We start from the raw sequence: 6,424 nt of genomic DNA on the forward strand, positions 1-6,424 counted from the left end.
CGCTTTCGCGTTGTCCTGGAACCGGGTCGTGGCCGCGGCGATTCGGCAGTACCCTCGCGGCATGGCGCTGCGTCGATGGCGGATCGCGGCCGGGGTGGTGAGCGCGATCCTCGCCCTCGGTGTCGCCGAACTGGTCGCGGCCCTGGTCCGGCCGGGCAGCGCGCCGCCCTATGTGCTCGGGGCGGTGGTGGTCGATCACAGCCCGCGGGCGGTCAGGGAGTGGGCGATCGAGACCTTCGGCACGGCCGACAAGACGGTGCTGTTCGCCTGCATGGGGGTGGTGGCGCTCGCGGTGGCCGGGCTCGCCGGCGCGCTGGAGCGGGTCGCCCGACCGGCCGGGACCGCGATCTTCGCCGTATTCGGCGCTGCGGCAACGATCTTCGCCGTGTCCCGGCACGGGGCGCTCGGGGCTGTCGCGACGGTGGCCGGGGTGGCGGCCGGAATCTGGGCGTTGCGCGGGTTCGCGCGCTACATCGATGCCGCCGCGCGGGTGGCGGGCACGGCCGACGGTGCGCCCGCACCCGGCGGAGACGAAGCCGCACCCGGCGGGGCGGCGCGGCGGGAGTTGCTGCGTGGCGTGGCGATCGTGGGCGGCGTCGCGGTCGCCGCCGTGGTCGCGGGCCGGTGGATCGGCGGGTGGCGGGCCGGGGTGGGGCCGGAGCGAGCAGGGACGGGTGGACGGCGGGCAGTCCACTGGCGGTGCTCACCGACGGACGCGACGCCCTGCTCGCGGTGGGGATGAACGGCGCACCGCTGCCGATCGAGCACGGGTATCCGGCGCGGCTGGTGGTGCCCGGCCTCTACGGCTATGTGTCGGCGACGAAGTGGGTGACCGAACTGGAGGTCACGCGGTTCGACCTGGCCACCGCCTATTGGACGCGGCGGGGCTGGTCGGAGCGCGGGCCGGTCAAGACCGGGATCAGGATCGACACGCCCGGCCGCCGGACGAAGTTGTCGGCCGGGACGGTGCCGGTGGCTGGGGTGGCGTGGGCGCAGCATCGCGGCATCCGCGCGGTGGAGGTGCAGGTGGACGACGGGCCGTGGCAGCGGGCGCGGCTGGCGACCGAGCAGTCGATCGACACCTGGCGGCAGTGGGTCTACGAGTGGGATGCCACCCCGGGGCAGCACATCCTGCGCGCCCGCGCCACCGACGGCGACGGGCAGACGCAGACCGGGGAGGTCGCGCCCGCGGTGCCGGACGGGGCGACCGGATACCCGAGCGTCCTGGTCCGGGTCGGCTGATCGCCGCCCGGACCGGGACCGGCGGTCAGGCCTTGACCGAATCGGCCCGCGCCGCCGCCACCTCCGCCGTGCGCGGCCCGTGCCCGACCAGGAAGAACGAGGCGACCACACCGATCAGCAGGATCGCGCCGGGCAGGATGATCGATTGGGCCAGCGCGGAGCTGAACCCGTCGAGCAGCTGCGGCGGGAGCTCGGTCTGCTGCCCCATGCCCTCGCCGACGGGACCGCCGTCGCCGAGCCCGTGGGCCGAGAGCCTGGCCGCGATGAGAGCGCTGATCGCGGCGGTGCCGAGCACCGAGCCCACCTGGCGGGTGGTGTTGTAGATGCCCGAGCCCGCGCCCGCCTGCTGCAACGGCAGGTTGTGGGTGGCGGTGGAGGCCAGCGGACCCCAGATGCAGGCGTTGGCCAGGCCTGCGATGCCCGCGGCGATCAGGAACCAGATCAGGCTCGAGTCCGGCGTCATGACCGCCGACCACCAGAAGATCATCAGCGCGAAACCGAGGAAGCCGAGGGTCGGCACGACGCGCGGCGGCAGCCGGTCGGAGAAGCGGCCGATGAACGGCGCGGTGAACCCGGTGACGATGGCCATCGGCGCCAGCACCAGCGCCGACATGGTGGGCGACATGTCGCGCACCGATTGCAGGTAGAAGTAGACCGGCACCATCACCGAGGTGACCGCGCCGCCCATGGCGGCGATGGCGACATTGCCGAGCGCGAAATTGCGGTCCTTGAACAGGGCCAGCGGCACCAGCGGTTCGCCGGTGTTGCGCGCCTGATTGACCACGAACAGCCCGAGCACGACCAGGCCGGCGCCGATGAGCAGCCAGATCCGCGGCGACCAGTCGTAGGCGCTGCCTTCTTGAATGCCGAACACCAGCAGGAACATGCCGAGACCGCTGAGCAGCACGCCGGGCAGGTCGAACTTGTGCTCGTTGGTGGGCAGCGCGGGCACCAGCCACACCGCGAGGGCGAAGGCGACGACGCCGACGGGCAGGTTGACGATGAACACCCATTCCCAGCTCAACGTGTCGACCAGGACGCCGCCGAGCAGCGGGCCGACCAGGGTGGCCAGGCCCGCCACGCCGCCCCACAGGCCCATGGCGGCGCCGCGCTTGTCCGGCGGGAAGGTGCGGGTGATCACGGCCATGGTCTGCGGCGTCATCAGCGCCGCGCCGAGGCCCTGCAGGGCGCGGGCGGCGATCAGCATCTCGACGGTGCCGGACAGGCCGCACCACAGCGAGGCGGCGGTGAAGACGGCCAAGCCGACCAGGTAGATCTTCTTGGGACCGTAGCGGTCGCCGAGGCGGCCGGTGACCAGCAGCGGCACCGCGTAGGTGAGCAGGTAGGCGCTGGTCACCCAGATGACGGCGTTGATGTCGGCGTGCAGGTCGGCCATGATCGCCGGGTTCGCGACCGCGACGATGGTCATGTCGAGCAGGATCATGAAGAAGCCGACGACCAGCGCCATCAGCGCAAGCCACGGATTACGGCTCTCGGACACGATGTTCGGGTTCCTAACTGAGCGGTTCAGGGAAACTGAGCGGTTCACGGAAAAGGACGCCCCCTCGGGGGCAGGCAGCGATCAGGCGGTCATCTCGCCCGACGACGGATCGAACTCCTCCCACTCGAGTTCGCCCGAGGCGAGTTCGTCGACCATCCGCGCCAGCCACGCGCGCTGGGCGCGCACGGTTTCGCGCTGATAGGGCAGGACCAGCCAGTAGCGCCTTGCGCTGATCCGCGTCTCGGCGACGGCGATCATCGAATCGAGTTCGGCGAGCGTGGCGTCCAGGTGGGCGATGCGCTCGCGCAGCAACTCGGCCACCTGATCGGCGGGCAGGGAGTGCGATTCGGCCAGGCCGATGAGGAATTCCGGGTACTCCGGGCACGGCGCGCGCAGGATCTCGGCGATCCGTGTCCGCAGCACCTCGCGGCCCTCGTCGGTGATCCGGTAGGTGGTGCGCTCGGGCCGGTTGCCCTCCCGGTCCACCCCGTCCGCGCGAACCAGCTTCTGGTCTGCCAGCCGCGACACCGTGTGGTACAGCGAGCCGGGCCGGACCTTGACCAGCCGATCCTCACCCCGGCTGACCAGGGTTTGGAACATCTCGTAGGGATGCATGGGGCGTTCGTCGAGCAAGCCGAGCACCGCGATCGCCAGCGTGGTCGGGGTGCCGCGTGCCGAACCCATTGTCCGAACCTCCGAATACTCCAAGTGAAATAGTCCAGATGGACTATACGCGCACAACCGGGCGCACACCAGATGCCCCCACAATTGGGGGCACAGAATCTGAAACGCACATCTTTCGCTCTTCTTAAACTGGGCAGACCCTTCCCAACGACGAAAGTTGCTGGCATGCCACGTAATTCAGCACCCCCTCGCCACCGGCCGGGGCCGCGGCGCGCCATCGGCGTCGCGGCGATCGCCTCGATCGCCGCGCTCTCCTGTTTCGGCAACGCTGCCGCGACCGCCGCCCCGCTACCGCTCGAGCCCTACACTCCCCCGGCCCAGGCCACCGGGTCGAGCGACGAGTTCACGGAAGAGCTCGATCTCTTCCTGATGCTCGGCTCGTCCGGGCTGCGCGGGAGCCTGAACGATCCGGTCGGCTCCGCGGCCGGATCGGCCGACATGGGGCTGTGCCTTCTGATCGGCTACGCCAGCGGCGAAGCCTACAAGTGCTTCGGCAGCGGGTACATGTGAGCCGATTCGACACACGCATTCTCGGCGAGCCGCGAACCCTCCACCACCAAGGCCCACCATGACCGGACATTCGACCACCCGCCGGGCGGTCGCCGCCGCAGCGATCACTCTGGCGACGCTCACCGCGAACGCGACCGCCGCCGCCGAACCGCTGCGCCTGGAACCGCTCACGGACACCGGACAGGCCGAGAGCGTCGGGCACACCGGAACACACAGCGGATCAGGCAACTCCGGCAGCATCGACACACGCGGCAGCTACGAAGGCAACGCCTTGCTCGGCTCGGCCGGACTGGCCCTGATCATCGACCATCCGGCCGAATTGGCCTCGCTCCTCGCGACGGTGGTCGTCTGCAACATCATAAGCCTCAGCGGCGACCCGTATATCTGCATGACCGGCGGTGGCGGCCCCGTCCGCTAGCAGACCCACATCGACGAACGAGAAACCGCGCATGACCAGCTCGCCGACCAGCATCAGCAGCGGCGAACTCGCCTGCCTCGGCGACGGTGGCCGCATCACCGCCGCCCCGGACCGACCGCCCACTCGCACTGCCCCACAGAGTAAATCGAACGAACAGGATCGAAACACCGTGACCGATCATCCCCGCATCCGTCGCTGGACCGCTGTCGCCGCGATCGCCTCGGCGACACTCGCCGCGAGCGCGACCGCCACCGCCGAACCGCTGCGCCTGGAACCGTTCTCGGGACCCGGTCAGGCCGAACACGTCAACCACTACGGAACGAGCGGGTCGGGCAACGGCAGCGTCGACACCACCGGCAGCTACGAGGGCGATGCCTTCCTCGGCTCGGCCGCCCTGGCCTACGCCATCGACCACCCTCTCGACCTGGGGCTGTTCCTGCTGACGTACACGCTGTGCGGCGCCCAGAGCGCAAGCGGCGACCGCGACGCCTGCCTCCGGGCGTTCCCCCCCAGCCGGCTGTGAGCGGGGCCGCGCCGACCAGCCACCGATACGACCACGCATGACCAGTCACTCCCCCCTGCGCCGCGCCACCGCGGCGGCCGCGATCACCCTGGCGACGCTCACCGCGAGCACGACCGCCACCGCCGAGCCACTCCCACTGCAACCGTTCACCGGCAACGAACAAGCCGACCAGGTCAACCACGACGGAACCACCAGCGGCTCCGGCAACGGCAGCGTGGACACCACCGGCAGCTACCGAGGCGACTCCTTCGTCGGCTCGGCCGCGCTGGCCTACGCCATCGACCACCCCATCGACTTCGTGCCGCTCGCGGTGGGAGCCGTCCTTTATGTGGTCGTCTGCATGGGAAGCGCGCTCAGCGGCGTGCCCGCTTGCAAAGACAGTGGCGGTCGACTCCCTTCCACCGACTGAACTGACCGCCGCTGCGGCGTGACTCACAGCCCGTGGGCGTCGAGCCAGCGCCGGGCCGTCTCGGCCGCGGACTCGCCCGCCTCGACGGCGCGGATCATCTCGGCCAGCTCGGCGGTGGTGAGTTCGCCCGCGACGTAGTTGAGTTTGCGCAGGCGGACTTCGTCGAGCAGGCCGGTGCGCAGCAACGGGACGATGTTCTCGGCGCGCAGGGCGTAGTCCTGGTCGGCCAGCACGCGCAGGCCGGTGGTGTCGGGCACGAGTTCGGGCGGGCCGGTGAGCAGGCCCGCCCGGGCGGCTCCCGAACGCAGCGACTCGGCGAGCGCGGCCGGATCGGGTACCGGGGTCACCGTCGCGAACGGGCAGTCGTGAACGGCGACCTCGGCGGGGGCCCGGAGCAGACCGGGGGCGCTCGCCTGAGCGGCGGTGGTCTCGGGGCAGCGCGGGAGGAGGTCCTCGACGGTGGTCAGGTTCTCCGCCTGCGCGCGCTGCTCGGTGACCAGGACCCGGGGTCGCATGTCGGCGCCGTCGGCGGGGTCGGCGAGGGTGAGGTCGGCGGGGAGGGCGCGATAGAGGGCGGTGACGACCTCGTCAGGGGTGCGGGCCTCGGCGGTGGAGTCGAGGGCGGCCAGCAGCTCGCCGGTCTGTTCACCGACCAGGTCGATCGTGCCCTCGTCGAGGGCGGCGAGATAGTCGCGGCGTGGCCCGAGGCCGGGGTGGACGCGGACCGGCTGGCCGGTGCGGGCCAGCGCGCCCGCGTAGATCTCGGCGAGTACCAGGGACTCGGTGCTGTCACCCGCGCCGACCACGAATGTGCGTTCCGGCTCGCCGCCACACGCGGCCGTGACGAGGGCGACCAGGGCGGCGAGGGCGAGCACCCCGAGCCCGCCGCGGGCTCGATGCCTGGGCGCGGACGCACACCGCGGAGACGATCCGGGACTCGGGACTGCGAGCGGTACTGGCACGGCTGAAATGTACCGTCGGCCCGACGACGGCGAGACATTCGGCCGCGCGACCGGGGAAAACGCGAGGCGCCCCGCTCGGCGATCGAGCGGGGCGCCTCGGGTGTCTCGCGGGAGCGGCTCTACGCGGCACCCTCGGCGCGCGCGGCGGCGGCGCCGGCCTCGGCGGCGGCGGGGG

7 protein-coding genes and 1 pseudogene are annotated in these 6,424 nt (G+C 71.5%); 5 read left to right on the forward strand and 3 right to left on the reverse strand.

Features of this window, described 5'->3' with window-relative positions; translation table 11 throughout:
- Window positions 1–549 precede the first annotated feature (549 nt).
- A pseudogene (locus QH283_RS30390) lies at window positions 550–1,242 on the forward strand (molybdopterin-dependent oxidoreductase); the annotation flags it as partial.
- Window positions 1,243–1,267: 25 nt separating this feature from the next.
- Here QH283_RS30390 and QH283_RS25975 read toward each other — a convergent pair.
- Together QH283_RS25975 and QH283_RS25980 are read right to left on the reverse strand one after the other, a co-directional pair.
- Window positions 1,268–2,743, reverse strand: coding sequence for a DHA2 family efflux MFS transporter permease subunit (locus tag QH283_RS25975; RefSeq protein WP_280505561.1), 1,476 nt, complete (start codon window positions 2,741–2,743; stop codon window positions 1,268–1,270).
- Window positions 2,744–2,824: 81 nt separating this feature from the next.
- The gene (locus tag QH283_RS25980) at window positions 2,825–3,427 is read right to left on the reverse strand and encodes a PadR family transcriptional regulator (protein WP_280505562.1); all 603 of its coding nucleotides are present in this window, start codon (window positions 3,425–3,427) and stop codon (window positions 2,825–2,827) included.
- 165 nt (window positions 3,428–3,592) lie between these two features.
- On the opposite strand from QH283_RS25980, the gene QH283_RS25985 reads away from it, so the two are divergent.
- The 4 genes from QH283_RS25985 to QH283_RS26000 all read left to right on the forward strand — a co-directional run bounded on the left by QH283_RS25985 (window position 3,593) and on the right by QH283_RS26000 (window position 5,287).
- Entirely contained in the window at window positions 3,593–3,937 is a 345-nt protein-coding gene (locus QH283_RS25985) for a hypothetical protein (protein ID WP_280505563.1), read from the forward strand.
- Between the two features lie 58 nt (window positions 3,938–3,995).
- Window positions 3,996–4,355, forward strand: a complete 360-nt coding sequence (locus QH283_RS25990) for a hypothetical protein (protein WP_280505564.1) — start codon at window positions 3,996–3,998, stop codon at window positions 4,353–4,355.
- A 169-nt stretch (window positions 4,356–4,524) separates the two neighbouring features.
- Window positions 4,525–4,878 carry a hypothetical protein gene (locus QH283_RS25995; RefSeq protein ID WP_280505565.1) on the forward strand — a complete coding sequence of 118 codons (354 nt, stop codon included), beginning with the start codon at window positions 4,525–4,527 and terminating at the stop codon, window positions 4,876–4,878.
- 37 nt (window positions 4,879–4,915) lie between these two features.
- Window positions 4,916–5,287: a hypothetical protein gene (locus tag QH283_RS26000; RefSeq protein WP_280505566.1), complete on the forward strand. Its 372-nt coding sequence runs from the start codon at window positions 4,916–4,918 to the stop codon at window positions 5,285–5,287.
- A 23-nt stretch (window positions 5,288–5,310) separates the two neighbouring features.
- Here the strand turns inward: QH283_RS26000 and QH283_RS26005 are convergent, their stop codons facing one another.
- The gene (locus tag QH283_RS26005; protein WP_280505567.1) at window positions 5,311–6,162 is read right to left on the reverse strand and encodes a glycine betaine ABC transporter substrate-binding protein; all 852 of its coding nucleotides are present in this window, start codon (window positions 6,160–6,162) and stop codon (window positions 5,311–5,313) included.
- Window positions 6,163–6,424: the final 262 nt, after the last annotated feature.

Source organism: Nocardia farcinica, assembly GCF_029867845.1.
GTDB classification, from domain to species: Bacteria; Actinomycetota; Actinomycetes; order Mycobacteriales; family Mycobacteriaceae; genus Nocardia; species Nocardia farcinica_A.

Bases quoted from the DNA above. Each gene is read 5' to 3' on its own strand.
- QH283_RS25985 (WP_280505563.1), top strand. From the start codon at position 3,593: ATGCCACGTAATTCAGCACCCCCTCGCCACCGGCCGGGGCCGCGGCGC.
- QH283_RS26000 (WP_280505566.1), top strand. From the start codon at position 4,916: ATGACCAGTCACTCCCCCCTGCGCCGCGCCACCGCGGCGGCCGCGATC.
- QH283_RS25990 (WP_280505564.1), top strand. From the start codon at position 3,996: ATGACCGGACATTCGACCACCCGCCGGGCGGTCGCCGCCGCAGCGATC.
- QH283_RS25980 (WP_280505562.1), bottom strand. From the start codon at position 3,427: ATGGGTTCGGCACGCGGCACCCCGACCACGCTGGCGATCGCGGTGCTC.